This window comes from Spiroplasma sp. BIUS-1 (assembly GCF_010365805.1).
Taxonomy (GTDB): Bacteria; Bacillota_I; Bacilli_A; order Mycoplasmatales; family Mycoplasmataceae; genus Spiroplasma_A.
Genome location: NZ_CP048386.1, coordinates 859,519 through 883,969, shown reverse-complemented (window position 1 = coordinate 883,969; position 24,451 = coordinate 859,519). Strand labels below are relative to the sequence as shown.

Genomic DNA, 24,451 nt, shown 5'->3' with positions numbered 1-24,451 from the left:
AATATTCATTATGAGAGGTAATTTATGGCAAAAGTAATTTCAGTTTCAAATCAAAAAGGTGGAGTTGGTAAAACAACAACATCTGTTAACTTAGCTTGTGGTTTAGCATTAGCTGATAAAAGAGTTTTACTTATAGATATGGATCCTCAATTTAACGCAACAACTGGTGTTGGATTTGAGATAGATAGCAATACTTTAAGTATGTATCATGTCTTTGTGGGAGAAAAAGAACTTTCAGAAGTAATAATAAAAAACATTAAGCCAAATATAGACTTAGCACCAAGTTCAATAGACGTTGCTGCTGTCGACTTAATTCTTTTAGAACAAAAAACAAATAATCAAAATGTATTAAAAGATGAGATAAAAAAAATAACAGACAATTATGATTTTATAATAATCGATTGTCCACCAAGTTTAGGACTTATTAATAGAAATGGTTTAGCTATTTCAGATACTGTTCTAATTCCAATTCAAGCAGAACACTATGCAATGCATGGGGTTGCTCAACTTTTAAGAACAATTAAAAAAGTGAAAGAAACATTAAATCCTGATTTAACTATTGAAGGAGTTCTTGTAACAATGTTTGATTCAAGAACAAGATTGGCACACGATGTTTTAGAAGAAATTATGAAAACATTTGGACCAAAAGTTTATAAATCAGTTATACCAAGAAATATAAAAATTTCAGAATCTTCAATTGAAGGTAAGTCAATATACGAATACGACAAAACTGGAGCGGGTGCAATTGCCTATATTGAATTTGTAAAAGAGGTGCTAAAAGAAAATGGCCAAAGCTAAAACAAAATATAACTTTAAAGGACTAGACGATATTTTTGGTGAATCAGTTTCAGATATCGTTGGTGTTATTGAAAAAGATAAAGAAAAAGCAAATAGTAATAAAACTATGGTTGACCCTAGTTTATTAAAACCAAACCCATTTCAACCAAGAAAAACTTTTGAAGATGATGAACTAAAAGAATTAGCTGAATCAATTAAATTGCATGGAATAATTCAACCAGTTATTATTAATAACAAAAATGAAATAATAGCAGGGGAAAGAAGAACCAGAGCAGCTAGAATGGCGGGATTAAAAGAAATACCTGCAGTTATTTTAGAATTAACTTCAAACCAAATGGAAGAGTTTGCAATCATTGAAAATATTCAAAGAGTTGACCTTCTAGACATTGAAGAGGCTGTTGCTTATAAACAACTTTCTACAAATTTAAAACTAAAACAAGAAGAAATTGCAACAAGAGTTGGTAAATCAAGATCACATGTTGCAAACATAATGAGACTTTTAAACTTACCAGAAAAAGTTCAACAAGCTATGTTACAAAGAAAAGTTACAATGGGTCAAGCCAAACCATTACTTTCAATCATTAATAATGAAAAATTACTAGACTCAATATTTAAACTAATTTTAGAAAAAGACTTAACTGCTAGACAAGTTGAAGAATTAATCAAAAAAGAAAGTTTAGAAGTATCAGAAAAAAAATCAATTTCTAAAAAACCATCAGTTGTTTATATGGAAAATAAAATGATGAGAAGATTAGGAACTAAAGTTACAATCGAAAATGGAAAACTTACAATTAGATTCTCAGATGATGATGATCTAAATAGAGTTTTAGAATTATTAGGTTTAACAGATGACGATTAATGTAGGGGACAAAGTTTTTCTAAAAAAAGAACACCCAAGTAAAACAGAATTTTGAATAGTTCTAAGAGTTGGAACTATTTACAAGTTGCAATCTAATATTAATAAAGAATTAATTTTAGAATTCAAAAAAGAAAACCTCAATAAAAATATAAAAAAAATAGAAAGTGGAAATTAGTATGGGATTACAAGTAGGTATAGTTGGATTACCAAACGTTGGTAAATCAACATTATTCAATGCAATTACAAATTCAAAAGTAGAAGCTGCAAATTATCCTTTTGCAACAATTGAACCAAACGTTGGTGTTGTAGAAGTTCCAGATACAAGATTAGATAAGTTAGCTTCTATATTCAATTCGAAAAAAACAATATACACAACAATAGAATTTGTTGATATTGCAGGACTTATTGCAGGAGCAAGTAAGGGTGAAGGTTTAGGAAATGCCTTTCTTGCAAACATCAGAGAGACTGATGCTATTTGTGAAGTTATAAGATGTTTTGATTCAAAAGAAATAACTCACGTTGAAGGTAGTGTAGATCCTATAAGAGATATTGAAATAATTGAACTGGAATTAATTTTGGCAGACGAAGCTAGTGTTAAAAAAAGATTAGCAAAAGTTGAACCAAAATTTAAATCAGGAAAAGATAAAGATACTGTATTTGAATATAACTTACTTAAAAGACTTGAAACACAACTTTCTGAAGGAAAACTTTTAAATAAATTAGAATTTGATGAAGAAGAAAAAATTGCAATTAAGTCTTTCCAATTATTAACAACAAAAAAATTTATTTACGTTGCAAATGTTGGAGAAGATGAAGTTAAAGAAGACAATCAATATGTTAAATTGGTAAAAGATTATGCAGCTTCATGTAATTCACAAGTTGTTAAAATTTCTGCAAAAATTGAGGAAGAATTAAGTGAACTTGATAAAGAAGATAAAGAAGTTTTCTTACAAGATGCTGGAATAGAAACTTCAGGACTTGAACAATTAATTAGAGCTGCCTATTCAACTTTAGGTTTAAAAACTTACTTTACTTGTGGACCGCAAGAAGCAAGAGGGTGACAATTTAAAGAAGGATCAACTGCTCCTCAATGTGCAGGTATTATTCACACTGACTTTGAAAAAGGATTTATTAAAGCAGATGTTTACAAATGCGATGATATTTTTGAATTAGGTGATGAACAAGCACTAAAAAATAGTGGAAAAATTAAATTAGAAGGTAAAAACTATATCGTTCAAGATGGAGATGTATGTTTCTTTAAATTTAATAGATAAAAAAATAACGATTTATTAACTTAATTAGTTATAAATCGTTTTTTATTTTATAATCAATTTGTTATAAGGAGTATTTATGAAATTTAGAACTGGATTCTCAAAAGATATGCACAACTTAGTGGACGGAAACAAAATAATTCTTGCAGGAATTGAAATAAAATCTAACAAAAGTGTTGAAGCATACAGTGATGGTGATGTGGTTTTTCATTCCTTAGTAGAAGCTTTATTAGGTTCTATGGGGAAAGAAGATTTGGGTGAAAATTACAACCCAAATAATATGGAAAAGAATTTTAGTTCATTAATAATGGTTGAAGATGTTAAAAAACTTTTACATGAGAACCATTATATAATTTCAAATATTGATATTTTAATTGAATTGGATTCACCAAAATTGAAAGAGTTTAAAAAAAATATCAAAGATAATATTTCAAAAATTCTAAACTTAGAATTAGATCAAATATCTGTAAAAGCAACCACAACAGAAGGTAATTTTACAAATATAATAACGAGCTATTGTAATGTATTAATTTATAAAGACGAGGTAAAATAAAATGAATAAATTTAGATTAAGATATGCACCCAGCCCAACTGGTTTTCTACATATTGGAAATACAAGAACAGCTTTAATGAATTACTTATTTGCTAAACACTATAATGGAGATTTCATTTTAAGAATTGAAGATACTGATGTTGAAAGAAATGTCGATGGAGCAATAGAATCACAATTTGATAATATGGAATGATTGGGGATTATTCCTGATGAATCATTTAGAACACCAAAAGATGGTTTTGGTAAATATATGCAATCTGAAAAGTTTGATGTTTATAAAGATTATGCTCTTAAACTTGTTGAACAAGGTAAAGCTTATAAATGTTATTGTACTGCTGAAGAACTTGAAAAAGATCGTGAAGAGCAAATTGCAAAAGGTATAATTGCTCCTCAATATAATAGAAAATGTTTAAATAACAAAGTTGAAGATGATTCAAAACCTTACAACGTAAGATTTATAGTTCCTGAAAATAAAATTTATAAAATAAATGATGTTGTTCGTGGAGAAGTAGAATTCAACTCAAAAGAAATTGGAGATTTTGTTATTTTAAAATCAAATGGGATTGCAACATATAATTTTGCAGTTGTAATTGATGATTATGATATGAAAATAACTCATGTTGTTCGTGGAGAAGAACACATTTCAAATACTCCAAGACAATGCATGATTTATGAAGCTTTCGGATGAACAGAACCAACTTTCTGTCACCTTACACTTATCGTTGATGAAACAAAGAAAAAACTTTCTAAAAGAAGTGGTAATGCAGTTTTCTTTATTTCTCAATATAGAGAACAAGGATATTTACCTGAAGCTATATTCAACTATATATCTCTTCTTGGATGAAGTCCAAACAATGAACAAGAAATTTTTTCAAAAGAAGAACTAGTTAAAATATTTGATGAAAAAAGATTCTCAAAATCACCAAGTACTTTTGATATGGTAAAGATGAAATGAATAAACAGTCAGTGAATGAAGAAAATGAGTGAAGAAGATTTTACTAAATTTGTAATAAACTTTATTGATAAAACTAAGTTTGATATTTCTTCTAAAGATGCTGAATGAATAAACTCTGTTTTACTTTTATTTAAAAAAGAATTAGAATTCGGAGCTCAAATAAATGATCATTTGGATATTTTCTTTGACAAGGAATTAGATTCAAAAACAAAAGAAGTACTAAATGAATTTGGAGATGTTAGTGAATTATTATCAACATTAGAAAATAAATTAAGTGAATTAAAAGAATTTACAGAAGAAAATATAAAAGTATTAATTAAAGAAATTGGTGTAGATTTAAATAAGAAGGGTAGAGAATTATTCATGCCCGTTAGAATTTCTACAACATTGAGTGAACATGGACCAGAACTTGCTAAAACAATTTCTTTAATTGGAAAAGAAAAAGTTCTAAAAAACATAAGTAGCATTAAATAAAAAGAGGTGCAATATGGAAAAATTTATAAGAGATAATGTTCATGGAGAGATTTATATTGAAGACAAAGTATTTACAGAATTAATTGATACTGAAGAATTTCAAAGACTTAGAAGAATTATTCAATTAGGGGGAGGACAGTTTGTCTTTCCAAGCGCAAACCATACAAGATTTTCACATTGTATAGGAGTTTATCATGTTATTTGTAAGTTCCTAGAAAATGAAGAAATAAAAAAACATGTTTCTGATAAAGATAAGAAAGTCTTAAAGGTTGCTGGACTATTACATGACATAGGACACGGACCGTTCTCACACACATTTGAACTGGTTTCTACAAGACACCATGAAGAATACACTGTAGATATAATTAAAGGTGATACAAAAATAAACAAAATTCTTAAGGAAAATAATATTGATCCTGAAGAGGTTGTCTCTGTTATCGAAGGAAGACATGCAAATAATATTGTAAATTCCCTTGTATCAAGTCAACTAGATGCTGACAGACTAGATTATTTACAAAGAGATTCTATTGGTGCTGGTGTAAATTATTCAAAACCAGACATAGATTGAATAATTAGAAATGCTAGAATTCATGAAGGTAAACTGGTTTTTTCAAGCAAAACATTAAATGCTATAGAAAACTTTTTATTAGGTAGATATCACATGTTTAAGCAAGTTTATGAACATAAAATATCCACAGCTTTCGATAACACTTTTAAAATGTGATTTAAAAGGTTAAAAGATTTATATACAGAAGGTTATAATTTTATAAATTCAAAAACAATTGAACTATTTAAAGAAGTCTTTGAAGGCAAACCAATGCCTTTAAATAAATACACACATCTTGATGACTATACAATGTTTGACATATTCAAGTCTTTAAAAGAAGAAAAAGATGAAATACTTAAAGACTTATCAGAAAGATTATTAAATAGAAATTTCCTAAAAATTTCTTCTGACTTAAGTGAAGAAGAATTTGTTAAAATGAAAAATGAATTTAAGGGAAACTCAGAGTATTATTTTGACTCTGTCACAATAAAAGATGTATTCATTTATAAAGATAAAAACGATAAAAAAGATGAAACAATCTATATATTAAAGGATAATGAATTAAAAAAATTAACAGAATTGTCAGAAATTTTAAATGTTGATTGGAAGAATAATGTAAAAAAAATATATATTTTTCCAAAGTATAATGTAGAATAGAATTTATGGAGGAAATGTTATGAGCAAACTATCACCAATTAATTTAGCTTATCAATATTTAAATGAACGCAAAGACAATGCGTCATTTGAAGATATTTGAAATACAATTTCAAGAGAAATAAGCGGGGATAACGATAGCAAGAATGAAATCATAGCTGAACTTTACAGTGATTTGGTTCTGGACAACAGATTTGCACTTACATCAGATGGTAAGTGAGGTTTAAGAGATTATCTTAAATTCGATGATGTTAAGAAGCAATATGAGTACATCGACAAATTTGAAACAACAGAAGAATTTGATGATTTAGACACAGAAGCAATTCTTGGTTTAGATACATTTGATGACGACACTGGAGAGAGTGTTGGAAAAATAAGAAAATTATTAGACCAAAATCCAGATGATGATTCAATCGACACAACAATCGACGATGACGATGACGATGAAATCGACGACGAAGATCTTGATGAAGATGATGAATATTAAAATTTAACTTAATTATAAGTAGTTTTTATCAACTACTTTTTGTTTTTAGAGGAGAAGTATATTATGGCAAAACACATTTTTATTACAGGTGGGGTAGTTTCTGGTTTAGGTAAAGGAATAACAGGAAGTTCTCTTGGAGTACTTTTAAAAAACAGTGGACTAAAAATATTTATGCAAAAATTTGACCCATACTTAAACATTGACCCAGGAACAATTAATCCCATAGAGCATGGTGAAGTATATGTAACTGATGATGGTGGAGAAACAGATCTAGATTTAGGTCACTATGAAAGATTTATTGACGTTAATCTTTCAAAAAACTCATCCACTTCAGCAGGAAGAATATATTATGAAGCTCTTGAAAAAGAAAGAAATGGTAAATATGGAGGTAAAACAGTACAAGTTATTCCTCACATTACCGAAGAAATAAAACAAAGAATATATAAAGCTGAATTAGAAAGCCAAGCTGATGTAATAATTACTGAAGTTGGAGGAACAGTTGGGGATATTGAATCTCAACCTTTTTTAGAGGCTTTAAGACAAGTTAGAATGGAAAGAGGAAAAGACAATGTTATGTTTGTTCATGTTGCTCTTTTACCATATCTAAAAGTTTCTGGTGAGTTTAAAACAAAACCAATTCAACACTCAGTAAAAGAATTATTGAATTTAGGTATTCAACCAGATGTTATTATAGCTAGAAGTGAAATGGAATTTGATCAAAAATTAAAAGATAAAATATCTCTACTTTGCAGTATCCCAGTAGAGAATGTTATTGAATGTCCTGATAGTGACTCAATATATAAAGTTCCTTTAGTAATTGAAAAATGAAATCTACATAAAATTGCAGCTGAACAACTAAAACTAAAATTAGATAATACAAATTTAGAAGATTGAAAAAAACTAGTTTCAAACATTGAAGAATCAAAAGATGTGCTAACAGTTCACATTGTTGGTAAATATGTAGAGTTAAGCGATGCATATCTATCAGTTATGGAATCATTAAAGTTTGCTGGTTATGAAATTAAGAAAAAAATTAAATTCAATTGAGTAAACGCTAGAAAACTAACAAGAGAAAATCTTGAATCAGAATTATCAGGTGCTAAAGGGATATTGGTGCCTGGAGGTTTTGGAGAAGATGGTGTTGAGGGAAAAATCTTAGCAGCTGAATTTGCAAGAGTTAACAATATCCCTTATCTAGGAATCTGTTTAGGAATGCAAATAGCTTGTATAGAATTTGCAAGAAATGTTTTAAATTTAAAAGATGCACATACAACAGAAATAAATCCTAATACAAAAAATCCTATAATTGATATTATGGAAGGTAAAAATACTGAAAACATTGGTGGAACTTTAAGATTAGGAAGATATGTAACTTCACTTAAATCAGGAACACTTGCAAGTGAACTGTATAACGGAGATACTGCAATTGAGAGACATAGACATAGATATGAATTCAACAATGACTTTAGAAAAATATTTGAAGAAAATGGAATGGTTTTCTCTGGTATTTATACAGAAAAAGATCTTGTAGAAATTATTGAGTATCCAAAAAATGAATTCTTTATTGCTGCGCAATATCACCCAGAATTCACATCTAGACCTAATAAACCAAATCCTTTATTTATGGGATTTGTGAATGCAATAAACAAGAGATAGTTTTTATCTCTTTTTTTAATTCAAAATAAAAAATAAGAAAGCATAAAAATTTTTATTTAACTAAAAATAAAGGGGTATAATCTTAAAGTATAAAAAATCTTTATAGGAGGAAATAGAAATATGTCAAGAATTTATCATTCAAAATTAGTTAATTCTACACAAATGGTTAAAGATGCACATGCAAATAAATATGCAATTGGACACTTTAACATAAACAACTTAGAATGAACTAAAGCTATCTTAGAAGCAGCTCAAGAATCAAATACACCAGTTATTATTGCTACTTCAGAAGGAGCATTAAAATACATGGGTGGAGTTAAAGTTGTTGTTGGTATGGTTAATGGTTTATTAGAAGCATTAGACATAACTGTACCAGTTGCTTTACACTTAGACCACGGTCAATCAGTTGAAATGGCTAAAAAATGTATAGAAGCAGGATATTCATCAGTTATGTTTGATGGATCTCACTTACCATACGAAGAAAACATTGCAAAAGTTAAAGAATTAATGGACTTTGCAAACGCTCACGAAGTATCAGTTGAAGCTGAAATTGGTTCAATTGGTGGAGAAGAAGATGGTGTTGTTGGTGAAGGTGAATTAGGAGATCCTAACCAAGCATCAGAAATGGCAACTACAGGAATTTCAATGTTAGCTGCTGGAATTGGAAACATTCACGGGAAATACCCAGAATGATGAAAATCATTATCATTTGATACATTAGAAGAATTACAAGCAGCATGTAAATTACCAATGGTATTACATGGTGGATCAGGAATTCCTCAAGATCAAGTTGAAAAAGCTATCAAATTAGGAATATCAAAAATTAATGTTAATACAGAATTACAATTAGCATTCAGAGATGCTACAAGAGAATACATCGAAGCTAAAAAAGACTTAGACGATGAAGCAAAAGGATTCGATCCACGTAAATTATTAGCACCTGGATTCAAAGCTTTAAAACAAACATTCTTAGACTTAACTAAAGTATTTGGATGTCAAGGTAAAGCTAAATAGTAACAAATTTTTAGACCAAGTTTTTAAGGAGAAAGATTATGCACTTAACAGTTGATGAAAAAATAAAAATCATAAAAGACTTTAAAAATAGTGGGGTAACAGCAACTCAATTTGCTCCTACTAGAAATATTAGTGTTGTTTCTCTAAGAAACTGAGTTAAAAAATATGAAAATGGTGGAGCAGAAGCTCTAAAAACAAAATATGAAAAATAGGTTTTAACCTATTTTTTTTGTGTAGAATTATTTCTAGAAGAGGTTTTAAATGAAAAAGTGATTTGAAAACACAGGAGATTATATTTCTAAAAATTGATTATCAAGTATAATAAAATTTTTCTTATTTGCTGCAGGAGTTGTTATAAGTGCTTTTGGTTTAGCTTTATATCAACAACCAGCGGTTGGTGGAAGTCAAATAGATTGAACTTTGTATAACATATTAGCTATAACAATTCCTTATGATTCTAATGGGGCAATGATAGGAGAACACGTTGTTAATGTTTATGCTAATAGTCTTTCTCTTATGTATGTAGTTTTTATCTTAATAGCAATTGGTTTTGCAATTAAACCTTCGATCGATGATTATAAAGCAACAAAGAAAAAATCTGTTTGAGTTTTATTTGTTTGGGTTGTTATTGCAGATATAATTATAACTTTCGGAGTTCCACCAATTATTCAAGAATTTATGGGGGTAGTTAAAAATATTATTCCTAAAAACGACAAAGGTGAAATAACTACAAATACATCTGTTGGACTTAGAAACTTGGTTTTCATAGCCGGATTTATTTGTTTTGTTCTTGGAACTGCTCTTTGAGTTAAATCTGGATGAATATTGGGACCCTTTAATAATATTTGTACTCAATTCTTAAGATTAACAAAAATGAATTATTCATCTGGAAGACTTATTATAGATATATCAATTTTAGCTTGTGGATTTATGTTCTTTCCATTCATTCAAGGAGATGCTCCTAAAATTAAATTCTTACTAACTAACTTTGGTTTAGGAACTATTTGTTTTACTTTCCTTGTAGGACCATTGGTGAATGAAGTTTTAAAAATATTAGACAAGATTTGCAATTTTGAAAAGATAAATAAACTAACAAACAAAAGCGTATTTGAAGTAGATTAAACCTGGAAAGGTTTTTTTATTTTCAATTTTGTTAAAAAGTATATAAAATAATATTGTAATTAATAGATCTTGTATAAACCAACATATTGGGTTGGTGTCTCTACGATTAGACCTATCTAGTCTCTATGATTTCTATTTATATTCTTAATAAATAAATGCGAAAGCAAGTAACTGTTAATTACATCTTTAATTTATCAATTAGTTATTATAATTAACTATTTTTTGATATCTAACTTATAGAAAAGGAAAAAGATGAACAATAAAAATCAAAGTAAAAATAACTTTGAAGGTGAAAAAAGCAAAGATCACGCAGTTGCTTCAAATAGTTTAATTGCAAAGTATTTCGGTTTTTCAAAACTTAATACAACCTTCAAAAAGGAAATCATCGGTGGAATTTCTACACTTCTATCTATGATATACATATTATCTGTAGAACCAAGCATTTTAGGTAATGCTCATAGTATAAATGATGAAAGTATAAAAATGAACGTTAGTGGTATATTTTTAGCAACAGCTATAATGTCTTTTTTAGCTACTTTTGTAATGGGTATGTTAGCAAATGTTCCAATAGCACTTGCTCCAAGCATGGGTGTTAACGCAATGTTTACATTCACTGTTGCAAACTCAAGTAATGGTGTTGGATATGAAGGTGCTTTAATAGCAACTTGTATATCTGGTTTGCTATTTTGTATAATATCGGCAACTAAATTAAGAAAAATAATTATCAAAAGTTTACCTAAGTCTTTACATTTAGCAATTGGTGTAGGTATTGGTTTCTTTGTTGCTTATGTTGGTGTTGCAAATATAGGTTGAGTTCAAAAAACAGAAGGTGGACTTCCTATTGCAGAATTAGGAGACTTTAAAAAATACTATCCTGCAATCATATTAGGAACTGTTGTACTTTTCGCAGCAATATTTTTAAACTTTAAAAAATTCTTTGCACCAGTAGCTGTTGTTATGGTTATTGGATTTATAATTGCTGTAATACTTGCAAATACAATTAATGATCAAGCAATAATCAATTCATTTGGTAGTGCTAAGTGAGACTCGTCTGCATGAAATTATGGAAAATTATTTGAAGGGTTTGCATTTAATATTTCCTCAACATGAAAAGAAATTGGAAATGTAGATATTTGATCAAATCCAACAATGTATATTTCTATATTTGTTTTTGTTATACTTACATTTTTTGATGCAACAGGAACAATAACTGCTGTCAATGTCGAAATAAGCAGAGAGTCTGGTATTGAAACTGAAATACCTCACAAAGCATTATTGGTGGATGGTGTATCATCAGTTACAGGATCTGTTATTGGTGTTTCAAGCGTTGCTTGTTATGCTGAAAGTTGTGTAGGAGTTTCTCAAGGAGCAAGAACTGGTTTTGCATCAATAATAACTTCACTTGGATTATTATTAAGTATAGCGATATTTCCGATTTTTCAAATGATGCCCTCTTGTATAACTGGAGCTGCAACTGTATTTATTGGAACTGTTATGATTAAATCAATTACTAGTATTGAATGAGATAAACCGGAAATGGGTCTTGCTGCATTCTTTGCGATATTGTTTATGATAATCACATATAACATAGCAAATGGAATCGCATTGACAATTATGGCTTATACCGTAGGTTCACTTGCAACAGGAAAAGCAAAACAAATAACTCCCGTAGTTTGAGTTTTAAATATTGTTTTTATAGCTTACTTTATAGCAAATGCATTTATGTAGGAAAAACCCGCAAGGGTTTTTTATTTGAAATTATTTAATAAATTAACTTAAAATAAATAACATTTTAAAAAAATATGGTATTATTTACTTTGTATTAGAAAGACTTTAAATAAAGGACGGTGAAAACATGCCAAAAGCAAACATACATCCACAATATTTTGAAGCTAAATTTGTTTGTACAACTTGCAGCAATGAATTCATGTCAGGATCAACAAAAGGAGAAGAAGTAAGAATCGATACTTGTTCAAATTGTCATCCTTTCTACACTGGAAAACAAAACTTCGCTAACGCAGAAGGACGTGTTGAAAAATTCAAAGAAAAATTTGCTAAAAAAGATGCAAAAATTGCAGAAGCTGAAAAAGCTTCAGCTGCACAAAAAGCTGAAAACGAAAAAAAATCAAAAGAAGCTAAAAAATAATTTAATACAAACAACTAGACTAGTAATTGGTCTAGTTTTATTATTTTTTTATAAAATGTTATACAATAATAAAGTTATGGGGGTCTTTATATGAGTTTTACAATACAAAATGCCAAGTTTGTTAACAGAAAAGTATTACCAAAAAATGTTACTTTTAAGAATAAAGATTCTGAAAAAACAGTGGCTATTTCACAAGACAAAAACTTAAGAAAGAGCTTTAAGAATATTTTACAAGGTAAATATCTTGTAAAAAACGGTGTTTTTAAAATAGATGGTTACGATAAAGTTAATAAGCAATGAACAAAAAGAAAAGTGGCTTTGATAAAACCAAATAGATTATTAAGAAAATGACCCGAAAAGTTCTGATTGTACACATCACTACTTTTAAATAAAAAATTTTATAGTGAAGCAAAAATTAATTATATTAATAAAAAATATTCATACTTATCATTTTCAACTTCAAAAAATAACAAAACAGATTTGGAAATGAGAGACAAACTTGAAGCTATGATTTCAAAATTCATTGATAATTCTGTTGAAATAGAAGAACAATGAGTTGCTGAGTTTTTAGATCAAATAGTTGATTTTAATGATAAAAATTTATTAAAAAACTACGGTAGTTTAGAAGAACACATACGAATAATAATAAAAGACTATTATTATTTGGTTGAGAAAACTCAGAATTTAGAATTAGTTCAAACATTTCTACAAACTTTATGAGATAAAGTTTATTCTTTTATGGAGTTATCATCATTGTGTACTTGTGAATATAATGCTAAAAAATCCAAAGATAAACAAAAAAGAAAACTAGCAAAAGAATTGGACTTTCATCAAATTAACTTTGTAACAAGAAAGCAATTAAAAATTATCGATTTAAAAGTTAATGGTGTAAAAAGAAAAATTGCTAAAAATAATTTCATTATTAAAAATCTAAAAAAACAAATAATATTTGAACTTAGCAAATCAGAAAATCATAAAAAAAGAGTAAGTAACTTGGACGAAATGTTTAGCTGAAGAAAAGCATCAAATGATCAAAGGTTTGAATTTAAAAAGAAACAAGAGAAAATGTTTTTTGAAGGACTTTCAGATGAAGCTGTAACTTTAAGAGGAAAAATAGTTGAAGTTATGCACAAATATCACAAGAGAGTTTTAAATGATGAATGTGAAAAAGGTGACCTAGAAGAGTTTAGAATCAAAAAAGCAGAACTTAAAAAAGAGATATCAACAATCTATAATCAGTCTGCAGCCTTTATTGACAATACAGCCAAGGAACTTGGGTTTGAATTCAGTTTACTATCTTTCAAGATAAGCAAGATGGAGGGAATTTGATTCCAAATATTAAGTGCTGTCTATCTAAGACAATATAATTTAGTCTTTTATGATACACTTTCAAAACTAAATGATTATGAAAAGCAAGAATTAATAAAAGTAATAAATAATTTATTTGAAATGGATGGAAAATTTTCAGCTGTATTTATAGAGGAAAGTATTTATGAAATTCCTGAAATGAATAAAAATATTCACATTATAAATGAACACGAAGTTTTAGAAAGTTCTCTAGATGAAGTTTTAGAAAAATATTGATCTACTTATGGTGGTGAGTTCTTCTCTAAAAATAATAGATTCAATTATAAGTATGATGGTAAAAAACTTGAAACAATGAATGAAACAACAAAAATTCAAAGCACAATGTTTCAAGAAAGAGGACAGTTGATCATCAATCCTATGAAAGTTTATACAAATAAAAAAGAAAATAAAAATACTATTTTAGAATTCAGTGGAAGAATTTCTCCAGATAAGGATTTTGTTGATTTAAATATGCACGAAGTCACAATCAAAGAAAATAATTTAAAAGTTTATTTTTATTCAAATCAAAAATTTGAAGAGAATGAAAAAGTTAAGTTATTTATTTCTGAAGACTCTATACTAAAAGTTTTATAAGGAGAGAACATGAAAAATAAAATTAATAACGATGTTTTATTAGAAAAAATAAATGACTATGAAAACATAATAATTTCAAAACATGTTTCACCTGATTGAGATACTCAAGGAAGCGCTTATGGTCTTAGAGAAATTATTTTAAATAACTTCAAAAATAAAAATGTTTATGTTGTTGGAGAAAAGTTAAATCAAGGAATAAGAGAAGATGATGAATTAAATTTAAGTAAAGAATTAATTAGTTCATCTTTATTAATAACAGTTGATGTTGCCAATTTTGATAGAGTAGATTTTGAATTTAAAGAACTTGTTAAAGAAGTTTTTAAAGTAGATCATCACTTAGAAGTAGATGACTTTGCTAAAAACAAAATAGTTGATCCAAATGCTATTGCATGCACACAAGTAATAACTCTTTGAGCAAAAGAAAATAATTTAAAAATTACTAGACAAGCAGCAACATATCTTTACTATGGATTAATAACAGATTCAGGAAGATTCCTCTTTGAAAAAACAAATGGAAATACTTTTGAAGCTGCTAAAATTCTTGTTGAAGCTGGTGTTATAATCACAGAAGTATATTCTGATTTATTTTTAAAAAAATTAGATTTAGCTAAGTGACACAACAAAGCTTTTGGTATGGCTGAGTTTTCAGAAAATAATGACTTAGCTTATATAAAAGTAGGCAAGGAATTTTTTGAAAATACAAAACTTGGAGAAGAAGAAATAAAAAGTGCGCTAACAGTTCTTTCAGGTATTGAAGAAATAAAAATATGAGCGCTTGCTTATCAAACGCCAGATAGTGAAAAAATTAAAGTTTCAATAAGAAGTAGAAATTTTGATATAAACTCAGTTGCAGTTAATTACAATGGTGGAGGTCATAAGTTGGCTTCTGGAGCAAAAGTTAAAGATTGAAAACAATTAGAGGATCTTTTCAAGGATTTGAAAAATCTTATAAAATAAGGAGAAAATAATATGAGCTATAGAATGAACCCAAAAAGTAAAAGGGGTTGAATTGAATTAATAACAGGTTGTATGTTTGCTGGTAAAACAGAAGAATTTATAAGAAGATTAAAAAGATATAAATATGCAAAACAAAATGTTTTGGTATTTAAACCTTCAATTGACGACAGATATTCAAAAAAAGATATCTTTTCACATTCAGGAATGAGTATAGAGTCAATTCCTGTTAAAGATAGTAAAGAATTATTTGATATTTTTAGAACCGAAAATGATAAAGAAAAAATTGATATAATTGGAATAGATGAAGTGCAGTTTTTAGATACTGATGTTGTAGAAGTAATCTCAAAAATTGCTACTGAAGGAGTTATTGTTATTGTTAATGGTTTAGACAAAGACTTTAAAAATAATCCATTTCAAAATGTAGATAGACTTTTGGTTGAAGCAGAGTATGTAGATAAATTAACATCAATTTGTCACTCATGTGGTGGTAATGCAAATAGAACACAAAGAATAATTGATGGTAAACCGGCTCGTGCTGACGAACCAATTATTGTTATATCTGCAAACGAAAAATATGAAGCAAGATGTAGACATTGCTATATTCAACCAGAATAGGAGAAAAATATGAACAAGAAAACTTTAGAAGCTTTAGATGTAATGGAAAGTAGAGTTAACTCTATAGATGAAACTTTACAAAAAGAAGAAACACTTACAGACATCAAACTTCTTACAGAATTAAATAAAGAAAGATCTTCTCTTCAAGAAATTGTGGAAAAATATCAAGAATATAAAAGAGTTACTCAAGATATTGAAGAAGCAAAACAATTGTTGGAAACAGAAAAAGATGAAGAGATGAGAGGTTTGGCTAAACTTCAACTAGATGAAGGACAAGAAGCAATTACTGCAATTGAAGAGCAACTAGAAGTATTGCTATTGCCCAAAGATCCAAATGATGACAAGAATGTTATTTTTGAAATCAGGGGAGCAGCTGGTGGAGATGAAGCAAACATTTTTGCGGGAGACTTATTTAGACTTTACACAAAATTTGCAGAGAAAAATAATTGAAAAATAGAAGTTATGGATATGAATGAATCAACTGCTGGTGGATTTAGTCAAATATCATTTATGGTAAAGGGAGATAAAGTTTATTCAAAAATGAAATTTGAATCAGGAAGTCACAGAGTGCAGAGAGTTCCTAAAACTGAATCAAAAGGTAGAATTCAAACTTCAACAGCAACAGTTGCTGTACTTCCTGAGGTAAGTGATGTTGAAATTGAAATTAAAAATGCAGATTTAAGAATTGATACTTACAGAGCGTCAGGTGCTGGAGGTCAACACATTAATACAACAGACTCTGCTGTTAGAATTACACATATCCCAACAGGTATTGTTGCAGCCTCACAAGATGGACGAAGTCAACATGATAACAAAGATAAAGCAATGACCCTTCTTAGAGCAAGAGTTTATGAAGCTGAGTTAGAGAAACAACAAAGTGAAGCTGCTAGTTTAAGAAAGAATGCTGTTGGAACTGGTGCTAGAAGTGAAAAAATTAGAACATACAACTATGCACAAAACAGAGTTACTGACCACAGGGTTAACTTAACTTTAAATAAGTTAGATCAAGTTATGGAAGGTAATTTAGATGAAATCATCATAGAACTTATAAATGATGAACAAAAAAATTTAATTACTCAACATATTGAAGGTTAATTATGAAAGTAAGTAAATTAAAAGAACAAACTGTTCCTAAAATTTTTACACAAAATGAATTTAAAGAAATAATTATTAAAATAACAAATAAATCTGATTTTAACTTTGTAATTGAAAATGAGTTACACAAGAATGAATCAGATTTATTTTGAAAAATTACAAATGAATTTAATGATACTAAAAAACCATTAGCATACATTTTGGAAAATAAATATTTCTATAATTCGGATTTTTATGTAAATGAAAATGTTCTAATACCTAGACCTGAAACTGAATTAATTGTTGAAGAAGTTTTAAAACTTAATTTAGATGAAAAAAATTTATTCGATGTTTGTTGTGGCAGTGGATGTATTGGTATATCCATAAAAAATATAAATGATAGTGTAAATCTTTATTTAAGTGATATTTCACCAAAGGCTTTAGAGGTTACTAAAATCAATCTAGATAAGCATAAAATTAAAGGACAATTAATTTGTTCTGATTATCTAGAAGTTTTTAAAAAAGTAAATGTAAAACCAGATGTAATAACAATAAACCCACCATATATAGATATCGAAGATCAAAATGTTGGAGAAAGTGTGAGAAACTACGAGCCTCATATTGCTCTTTTTGCAGAAAATAATGGATTAATCTTTTACGAAAAATTATTCAACGATTTAGATTTTCTTTATAACTTAAATAAAGAATTAACAATATTTTGTGAATTTGGTTTTTCACAAAAAGAAGAATTGGAAAAACTTTTTTCACCTTTAATAGTAAAATATAATATAGATTTCAAAAAAGATTATGCAAACAACTGAAGAATGTTTGTTATTACTTCTAAGGAGAGTCATGGATAAAATACAAGATATTTTCGCGGTAGATAAATTCAAAAATAAAAAGCAATTACTAACAAAAACTTTGATAGTGTTTGCTCTTTTGTTTATACCCACAATAACTTATCTTGTTATTTTGAGTATTAATCCATCACTTAAGCATTATTTTGACAATATATCTGTTGTAAAAGATAATTTCGGGAAGAATGTCATATCAAATGAGTTTGTAATGTATTTCTTTGCTTGAGGATCTTTTTCATTCCTTGTTGTTGGAACTATAATGACAAGCTTCTTGATTTTGGTTTTAAAATCAAAAACAAAAGATTTATATAAACTATCTTATATAATATTGATTGCATTCTTTGCTGTATCAAGTATAGTTTTAAGCGCAATATCAGAACACTCATATACAAAATTTTATAATTTATTTGAGTTCTTAGCTCAAGGCAAAGTTTCTTCAAACATAAAAGAAATATCAGATATGTCTAATTTCTTTTCAGAAATGTATGGGGATAAAAAGTACAAGTGATCTTCTGATACTTTGCTATGATGATTAACAATTTTAAAAATAATAGTGGTTATACTTTGTTTTAATATTTGATTAAAAAATAACAATCAAAAGAGTCTACTTTCAAATGATGTTGTTTCAAGAAATTTAAATCAATCTAAAGTTAAAGACTTTCTTAATAAATTCTCTTTAACTAGCAGAAAAAACATATTATTTTGACTAATTATAGGTACAAGTTTAGTTTTTGTAGCTCCACTCGTTTATATAATCAATATGTCTTTACATGGAACTCAAATGAACACAATGTTAAATTGAACATTTATAGTTTCAGATTTATATAAACCTATGTCGGGAGAATCTATAGCGACGGTATCAAATAGTTCTTATTTTGCAATTAAAATATTGCCTATAATAGTTTCTGGTTTCTTGATAGCTAACATATTGATCTCTTCTGTTGCTTATATTCAAAATTGAAAAAGTTCAAGAAGAACATTTGCCATAGAATTTTATATATTGTTATTAGAAATTATGTTGGTATTAATAGTTATTGCATATTCTGCTCATGAAGCTCAAAGAATAACTAACTTATGAAACACAAATGCAATTGGTATAAACAATGAAGCTTTAAGCAATACATATCTACAAAGTGTTTATGGTAATTTTAAAGCAGGAAATACAATCCCAGAACCATGAGTTTCGGGCTTAAAATATATTTCACAAACAGTTATAAGTTTAAGTTTTCTAGCTACAATTTACACAATATTAGGTGTTAAGTTTAAAAAAATAAATGAAAATAAATAAAATTAATCAAAAAACCCTTATTTTAAGGGTTTTTATTATGATTAATTTTTGTAAAAAGTTTGATTTTAGAATTACACTAGTGTAATATATTATGTTTTTTTATGATATAATAATTTTGTAAAAGTTAATAAACAGAAAAGACGGGGTTTTTAAACAGTATTTAGAGGCTAATTTACTTACTTCTTCTTTTTAATTTATTAAATTTGCTATCAAAAAAAAGTATATATCATATCAAACTATATCTACCATTGCAATCAAATGTGGGTAAAAATTTAAAAAAATATGATATAATATTATTAAGTTTTTAGGGGGTGCCTTTATGTATGTAAATCCATTCGAGAGAATGAGAAAAAAACGCGAGGAAGAAGACAAAAAACGTAGCGAACTTGAAAAAGAAAGAGAAAAATACGCTAGGTTAGGAGCTCAAATGGGGTTCACTGACGACAAAGCTGTAGTACCTTCTTTCATTAAAACTCTAATTGGAGAAACAAATCAAAGCAAAGTTCCTCCTTTTGGAATGGCTATGGATAATGATTTTGACAACTTGCCCGAATCTACACCAGACTCTCAACCAATGATGCAAAGTTCAAATAGAACTATGGAAGACTTCGAAAAACAGTTCGGAGGATCTAATAATGGCACATCAATAAGTCAAGCACCTTCATTCGGAAGTCCTTTAGATGGTAATAATAGTGGTATGCCTTCATTTGAACCTCAAATGAGTCAGGATTTTGCACCACAACAACCTTCAATGCCTTCGTTTGAACCTCAAATGAGTCAGGATTTTGCACCACAACAACCTTCAATGCCTTCGTTTGAACCTCAAATGAGTCAGGATTTTGCACCACAACAACCATCAATGCCTTCATTTGAACCTCAAATGAATCAAAGTTTTGTTCAACAGCAACCATCAATGCCTTCATTTGAACGAGAAGATGAGTTTACATACAATAATGCAAACCTAAATAATAATGTAGAAGACGAATTGATGCTTCAGAAATCATTTGATGAAAAATTTGATGATTTCTTCGAAACAGAGGAAGTTGAAATTCATACAGATAAAATAATAACAACCAATAATTATCTAAATTTAAAAAATTCAAATGAAATAAAAGAGAAAAACATATTAATTGTTGATTCTCCTAATCTTATAGATAAAAAAGAGCTTGTGAATTTAGTGGATATTGATTTATCAAAAGTTGTACTATATTCTTCTCCTTGCTTGTTCATGTTAAAAAGATTTATTAACAGTTTACCTGAAGTTATTACTTTAGATGACAAAAGAGATCTTTGAGAGCGAACTTCGCTATTCTTAGCTGCAACCGAATGAGGAAAGACAGGATCTGAAATTGATTTTATTCTTGAAGAATTAAATCTAACAGCTGATCCAATAGGTATGTTTGTAGATGAGTTTAAAATTCTATTTGAATCATATGGTTTTAATGAACCTATAAATATTGTTTTAAATGCTTCTAAAGATGTTAAATTAGAACAAATATTATTTATAAATGAGTTTGTTTCTAACTTGATAATGAAAATACCAAATGTTTCTTGTGTTATAAACGTTGATAGAGAAGTCATTGACATAAGAGTTATAGAAGAAATACTATACAATTATGACTATGTCGTTTCTGATGAAATACTAATACCAGAAACAAAGGTTGTACAACAAGTTCCACAACAACAAGAAACTATAGTGGAACAAAATAATAATTATCAAAGTATACAACCACAAGAAAATTATTATGAACAACAAAAAATGGTTGCTCAGCCACAAGATACTTTCCAACAACCTACTTGAAATGTAGAAGAACCTGTTAGAGAAATCAAACAAGAAAGTAGCTTAGATCAATTCTTTACAGAAGAGTTAAAAGATGTTTCTATGGATCTTTTTGAAAGACCTGAAGAAAATGAAATAATGCTCACTTACGATAAAGAAGATAGCAACTTCACTGGAAATATTCCAGGAATATCAAACAGTAATTTTGTAGATACACACAACTCATCTCAACTTCCAGGTTTTGCAAAAGACCATCAAGAAGAAGCTTTTGAAGAGGAAGAGGATTACGATCCGGGTATCGATTCTAATCTGAGAATTCATGTAGATCAAGTTTTAGAAGCTAAAAAAATGGAAATTCTAGAACAAGAAAAACGTGAAGAGTTAGACAGATTAGAAAGGAAAGGTGAGTCAGGATTTGACCCATCAATAATTTCTAAAAAAGAAGTTATTTTAAATCCTTATGCAAATCCCTTTGAAGGAATAAACATTCAAAGTCCATTATCGGCAAGAAGTGAAAAAATAGCTGATCCTAGACCCAGGAATGAAATCGAAGGAAAGTTAAAAGAGATGAATCAAGATTTATCTAATAGAAAACCAATTAGCATTGAAGAATCATTTGCTAATGAAAAAAATAAAGACAAGGACAAAAAGTTAATATCAGTTCCAGGTAACTGAGAAAAACTTTAAAAATTAGGAGGAAAAAATTATGTTCGCAATATTTATTATATGTGCATGATCATTAACACTAGCTGCTGCTGCTGGACTATTATTATTTGGTTCTACAGCTGTTGCTTATATAATGGTTGGTTCACAAATTACTACACCAGAAGGGGCACAAGCATTTTCAGGTACATTCTTGTATAAATTATTTAAGACACTGTCATTGGGTATTGGTAAAAACATTGCACCAGTTTATGGACAAAATGGTGTATTAAATCAAATGTCTATACCAAGTCAATTTGGTCCAAGTGGTGCAAACCCAGGTAACATGATTGCTGTATTATCATGAATCATTGTTATCTTCGCTGTGGCTATAACATTACTAACAATATCAATAATTGAATTAGTAAGACTTAGAAAACACCAAAAATTATCAAAACCGTTTGTTAAAGTAATAATGGTGATATCAGCAATAATGTTACTATTAACATTCCAAACTATCTTAGTTATAGTATCTGTATTGGTATTAACTGCATTTGTTTTACTAGAAGCAGTTCTATTTGATTCAGAAGCTTTAAATAACTACGCTGAAGAAAGAAACTTAATTTCAATTTACAAAGAAGAAAGAAAATTTGAAAAAGAGGTATCTAAAGAGGGAAAGTTAATTGGCAACGTAGATTTGAAAAACCAACAAGAGGATTTTCAAAAAGAAAATGATCAAATAAAAATAAATGATAATTCTGCGTTGCCAAATTCAACTGAAGATCAGTTAGAAAGCATTTACAATGAAGGTAAGGCTAAAAAGTATTATCTAAAATGAAAAGCTAATAAAGCAAAATTAATTGAACAAAGAGAAGAAATAGAATCAAAACTAGATTCTCTTAACGAAAAAGAACAAACAAAAGTAATTAGCAAATTTAATTTTAATGTTATGAAAGTAAATTCATTAGCTAAGAAATTAAAGATTCCTGAAAGTTACTATGTCTCATATATGACTATTGAAAATCAAGAAGGTGAAAACTATATGGATTCAAACTTTAAATCAACTTCAATATCAGAAGCTACTGCAGCTTTTGGTGGAGAAGAATCAACAGCTGTTGATGATGAAATTGAAAGTTTACATGATAGATACTCTGGTGGAAATAAACCGGGGGTTCCTCAAACTTTTGTTGCACCACAAACTGTTGTGCATGGAACAAAACCAAAAAACAAAGGTTTAGAAGAAGAGTTTATGAGACAAAAAATGGCAAGAGCTGTAAACATGGATATTGAACAATTACCATTATCTGATTATGAAGCCGATGCTGACACAAATTCTATCTACGCAGACTTTAACTTTGATCAACCAGACTTGGCTGCTCAAGTTATGATGAAAGATATGAAAAAAGCTCAAGAAAAACAAGCAGCTATTGCAAATGCAGCTCCTGGAACAACAGTTTCTGCACCGCCAACATTTACTCTTGCAGTAGAAGACCAAAACCACATGGATAATTTCGTAGAAGAAAGAAAAGAACCAGAGGCTTTAGGTACTTTTGTTGCACCACAAACTGTTGTGCATGGAACAAAACCTCAAAACAAAGGTCTTGAAGCAGAATTTATGAGACAAAAAATGTTGAGAGCTGTTAATATGGATATAAGTCAATTGCCTGAATCAAATATGCCAGCTGATGCTGACACAAATTCTATCTACGCAGACTTTAACTTTGATCAACCAGACTTGGCTGCTCAAGTTATAATGCAAGATATGAAAAAAGCTCAAGCAAAACAAGAAGCTATTGCAAAAGGAGCTCCTGGAACAACTGTTTCTACTTTACCGGTATTTAACACAAATATGGTTTTAGATTTCGATCAAGAACAATTAGATGCAGCTAGAGAAGCTAAGAGAAACGAATTTGTTGCACCACAAACTGTTGTGCATGGAACAAAACCAAAAAACCAAGGTTTAGAAGAAGAATTTGTAAGACAAAAAATGGCAAGAGCTGTAAATATGGATTTAAACCAATTAGCAGAATCTGAAAATCCTGATGCTGACAAAAACACTATCTATGCAGACTTTAACTTTGATCAACCAGACTTGGCTGCTCAAGTTATGATGGAAGATATGAAAAAAGCTCAAGCAAAACAAGCAGCAATTGCAAATGCAGCTCCTGGAACAACTGTTTCAGCTCCACCTTCATTTAATGTTAATATGTTAGGTGAACAAGAAGTTTCATCAAGACCTGTTTCATTTGAACCAGAAGTTGAGTATGAAGAAGAATATGGTTTATCAGGAAGTAATGCTCCAGCATTTGGAACAACTCCAGCAATGGAAACACCAAGTGCAAATGCTGAAATGTTTAATATAAATAACATAAAAGTAGAACCAAATGTTCCTGAAACATTGGAAAGTCATGATAAAGATCATTCATTTGAAAGTTATGATGATGAATATCAAAAAGAACAAAATAAAAAAGACATTATTCAAAAAGAAGAAGAATTATTGAATAGATTTGAAGCAAATATTAATTCAATCGATTTAGAAAAACTTAACTCTATTGAAGAAAGAATGTCTAAATTAGAAGGATTAATTGAAAGTCTAGGTAATAAATTAACTGGAAATCAACTTTCAGAAGATTTTTCAAAAATAAGCAATCAGTTAGACTCTATTTCTAAAGTTGTTAATGAACTAGAACATAACAGTCCAAGAACTATTATTGACAGTTTAACAACAAGACATAGTTATAATAAAAAAAATAATGGGTAA

General features: G+C 28.7%; 22 protein-coding genes and 1 riboswitch. All 22 genes read left to right on the top strand.

Going from position 1 to position 24,451, the window contains the following annotated elements; all coding sequences use genetic code 4:
* The first annotated feature begins 24 nt into the window (after positions 1-24).
* Entirely contained in the window at positions 25-798 is a 774-nt protein-coding gene (locus SBIUS_RS04250; protein ID WP_162685229.1) for a ParA family protein, read from the top strand.
* Entirely contained in the window at positions 785-1,657 is an 873-nt protein-coding gene (locus tag SBIUS_RS04245; protein ID WP_162685228.1) for a ParB/RepB/Spo0J family partition protein, read from the top strand. The genes SBIUS_RS04250 and SBIUS_RS04245 overlap by 14 nt, the downstream gene beginning before the upstream one ends.
* A complete protein-coding gene (locus SBIUS_RS04240) occupies positions 1,647-1,832 on the top strand; it encodes a DUF951 domain-containing protein (RefSeq protein WP_162685227.1) in 186 nt (61 codons plus the stop codon). Before SBIUS_RS04245 ends, SBIUS_RS04240 begins: the two co-directional genes overlap by 11 nt.
* A 1-nt stretch (position 1,833) precedes the next feature.
* Positions 1,834-2,931, top strand: coding sequence for a redox-regulated ATPase YchF (ychF, locus tag SBIUS_RS04235; RefSeq protein WP_162685226.1), 1,098 nt, complete (start codon positions 1,834-1,836; stop codon positions 2,929-2,931).
* 76 nt (positions 2,932-3,007) lie between these two features.
* A complete protein-coding gene (ispF, locus tag SBIUS_RS04230) occupies positions 3,008-3,481 on the top strand; it encodes a 2-C-methyl-D-erythritol 2,4-cyclodiphosphate synthase (RefSeq protein ID WP_162685225.1) in 474 nt (157 codons plus the stop codon).
* A 1-nt stretch (position 3,482) separates the two neighbouring features.
* Complete coding sequence (gltX, locus tag SBIUS_RS04225; protein WP_162685224.1) at positions 3,483-4,910, top strand: glutamate--tRNA ligase; 1,428 nt, start codon at positions 3,483-3,485, stop codon at positions 4,908-4,910.
* 13 nt (positions 4,911-4,923) lie between these two features.
* Entirely contained in the window at positions 4,924-6,114 is a 1,191-nt protein-coding gene (locus SBIUS_RS04220) for an HD domain-containing protein (protein WP_162685223.1), read from the top strand.
* 19 nt (positions 6,115-6,133) lie between these two features.
* Complete coding sequence (gene rpoE, locus SBIUS_RS04215) at positions 6,134-6,598, top strand: DNA-directed RNA polymerase subunit delta (protein WP_162685222.1); 465 nt, start codon at positions 6,134-6,136, stop codon at positions 6,596-6,598.
* Between the two features lie 63 nt (positions 6,599-6,661).
* A complete protein-coding gene (locus SBIUS_RS04210) occupies positions 6,662-8,254 on the top strand; it encodes a CTP synthase (RefSeq protein ID WP_162685221.1) in 1,593 nt (530 codons plus the stop codon).
* 120 nt (positions 8,255-8,374) lie between these two features.
* Complete coding sequence (gene fba / locus SBIUS_RS04205) at positions 8,375-9,268, top strand: class II fructose-1,6-bisphosphate aldolase (protein WP_162685220.1); 894 nt, start codon at positions 8,375-8,377, stop codon at positions 9,266-9,268.
* 38 nt (positions 9,269-9,306) lie between these two features.
* Positions 9,307-9,480 carry a helix-turn-helix domain-containing protein gene (locus SBIUS_RS04200; protein ID WP_162685219.1) on the top strand — a complete coding sequence of 58 codons (174 nt, stop codon included), beginning with the start codon at positions 9,307-9,309 and terminating at the stop codon, positions 9,478-9,480.
* Between the two features lie 49 nt (positions 9,481-9,529).
* Positions 9,530-10,390, top strand: coding sequence for an SPE_1075/MLC_0560 family membrane protein (locus tag SBIUS_RS04195; protein ID WP_162685218.1), 861 nt, complete (start codon positions 9,530-9,532; stop codon positions 10,388-10,390).
* Positions 10,391-10,439: 49 nt separating this feature from the next.
* Positions 10,440-10,536: riboswitch (purine riboswitch) on the top strand.
* Between the two features lie 106 nt (positions 10,537-10,642).
* Positions 10,643-12,118, top strand: coding sequence for an NCS2 family permease (locus tag SBIUS_RS04190; RefSeq protein ID WP_162685217.1), 1,476 nt, complete (start codon positions 10,643-10,645; stop codon positions 12,116-12,118).
* Positions 12,119-12,245: 127 nt separating this feature from the next.
* Entirely contained in the window at positions 12,246-12,536 is a 291-nt protein-coding gene (gene rpmE, locus SBIUS_RS04185) for a 50S ribosomal protein L31 (protein ID WP_162685216.1), read from the top strand.
* A 90-nt stretch (positions 12,537-12,626) separates the two neighbouring features.
* Positions 12,627-14,477, top strand: coding sequence for a hypothetical protein (locus SBIUS_RS04180; RefSeq protein WP_162685215.1), 1,851 nt, complete (start codon positions 12,627-12,629; stop codon positions 14,475-14,477).
* 9 nt (positions 14,478-14,486) lie between these two features.
* On the top strand, positions 14,487-15,434 hold the full coding sequence (locus SBIUS_RS04175) for a bifunctional oligoribonuclease/PAP phosphatase NrnA (RefSeq protein WP_162685214.1): 948 nt from the start codon (positions 14,487-14,489) through the stop codon (positions 15,432-15,434).
* Positions 15,435-15,446: 12 nt separating this feature from the next.
* On the top strand, positions 15,447-16,049 hold the full coding sequence (locus SBIUS_RS04170; RefSeq protein WP_238988296.1) for a thymidine kinase: 603 nt from the start codon (positions 15,447-15,449) through the stop codon (positions 16,047-16,049).
* 9 nt (positions 16,050-16,058) lie between these two features.
* Complete coding sequence (gene prfA / locus SBIUS_RS04165; RefSeq protein WP_162685213.1) at positions 16,059-17,144, top strand: peptide chain release factor 1; 1,086 nt, start codon at positions 16,059-16,061, stop codon at positions 17,142-17,144.
* A gap of 2 nt (positions 17,145-17,146) precedes the next feature.
* Complete coding sequence (gene prmC, locus SBIUS_RS04160; RefSeq protein WP_162685212.1) at positions 17,147-17,983, top strand: peptide chain release factor N(5)-glutamine methyltransferase; 837 nt, start codon at positions 17,147-17,149, stop codon at positions 17,981-17,983.
* A complete protein-coding gene (locus SBIUS_RS04155) occupies positions 17,976-19,268 on the top strand; it encodes a hypothetical protein (RefSeq protein ID WP_162685211.1) in 1,293 nt (430 codons plus the stop codon). The genes prmC and SBIUS_RS04155 overlap by 8 nt, the downstream gene beginning before the upstream one ends.
* 319 nt (positions 19,269-19,587) lie before the next feature.
* On the top strand, positions 19,588-21,735 hold the full coding sequence (locus SBIUS_RS04150; RefSeq protein WP_162685210.1) for a hypothetical protein: 2,148 nt from the start codon (positions 19,588-19,590) through the stop codon (positions 21,733-21,735).
* A gap of 19 nt (positions 21,736-21,754) precedes the next feature.
* Positions 21,755-24,451 (top strand): hypothetical protein, encoded by a 2,697-nt coding sequence (locus SBIUS_RS04145; protein ID WP_162685209.1) that lies wholly within the window; start codon positions 21,755-21,757, stop codon positions 24,449-24,451.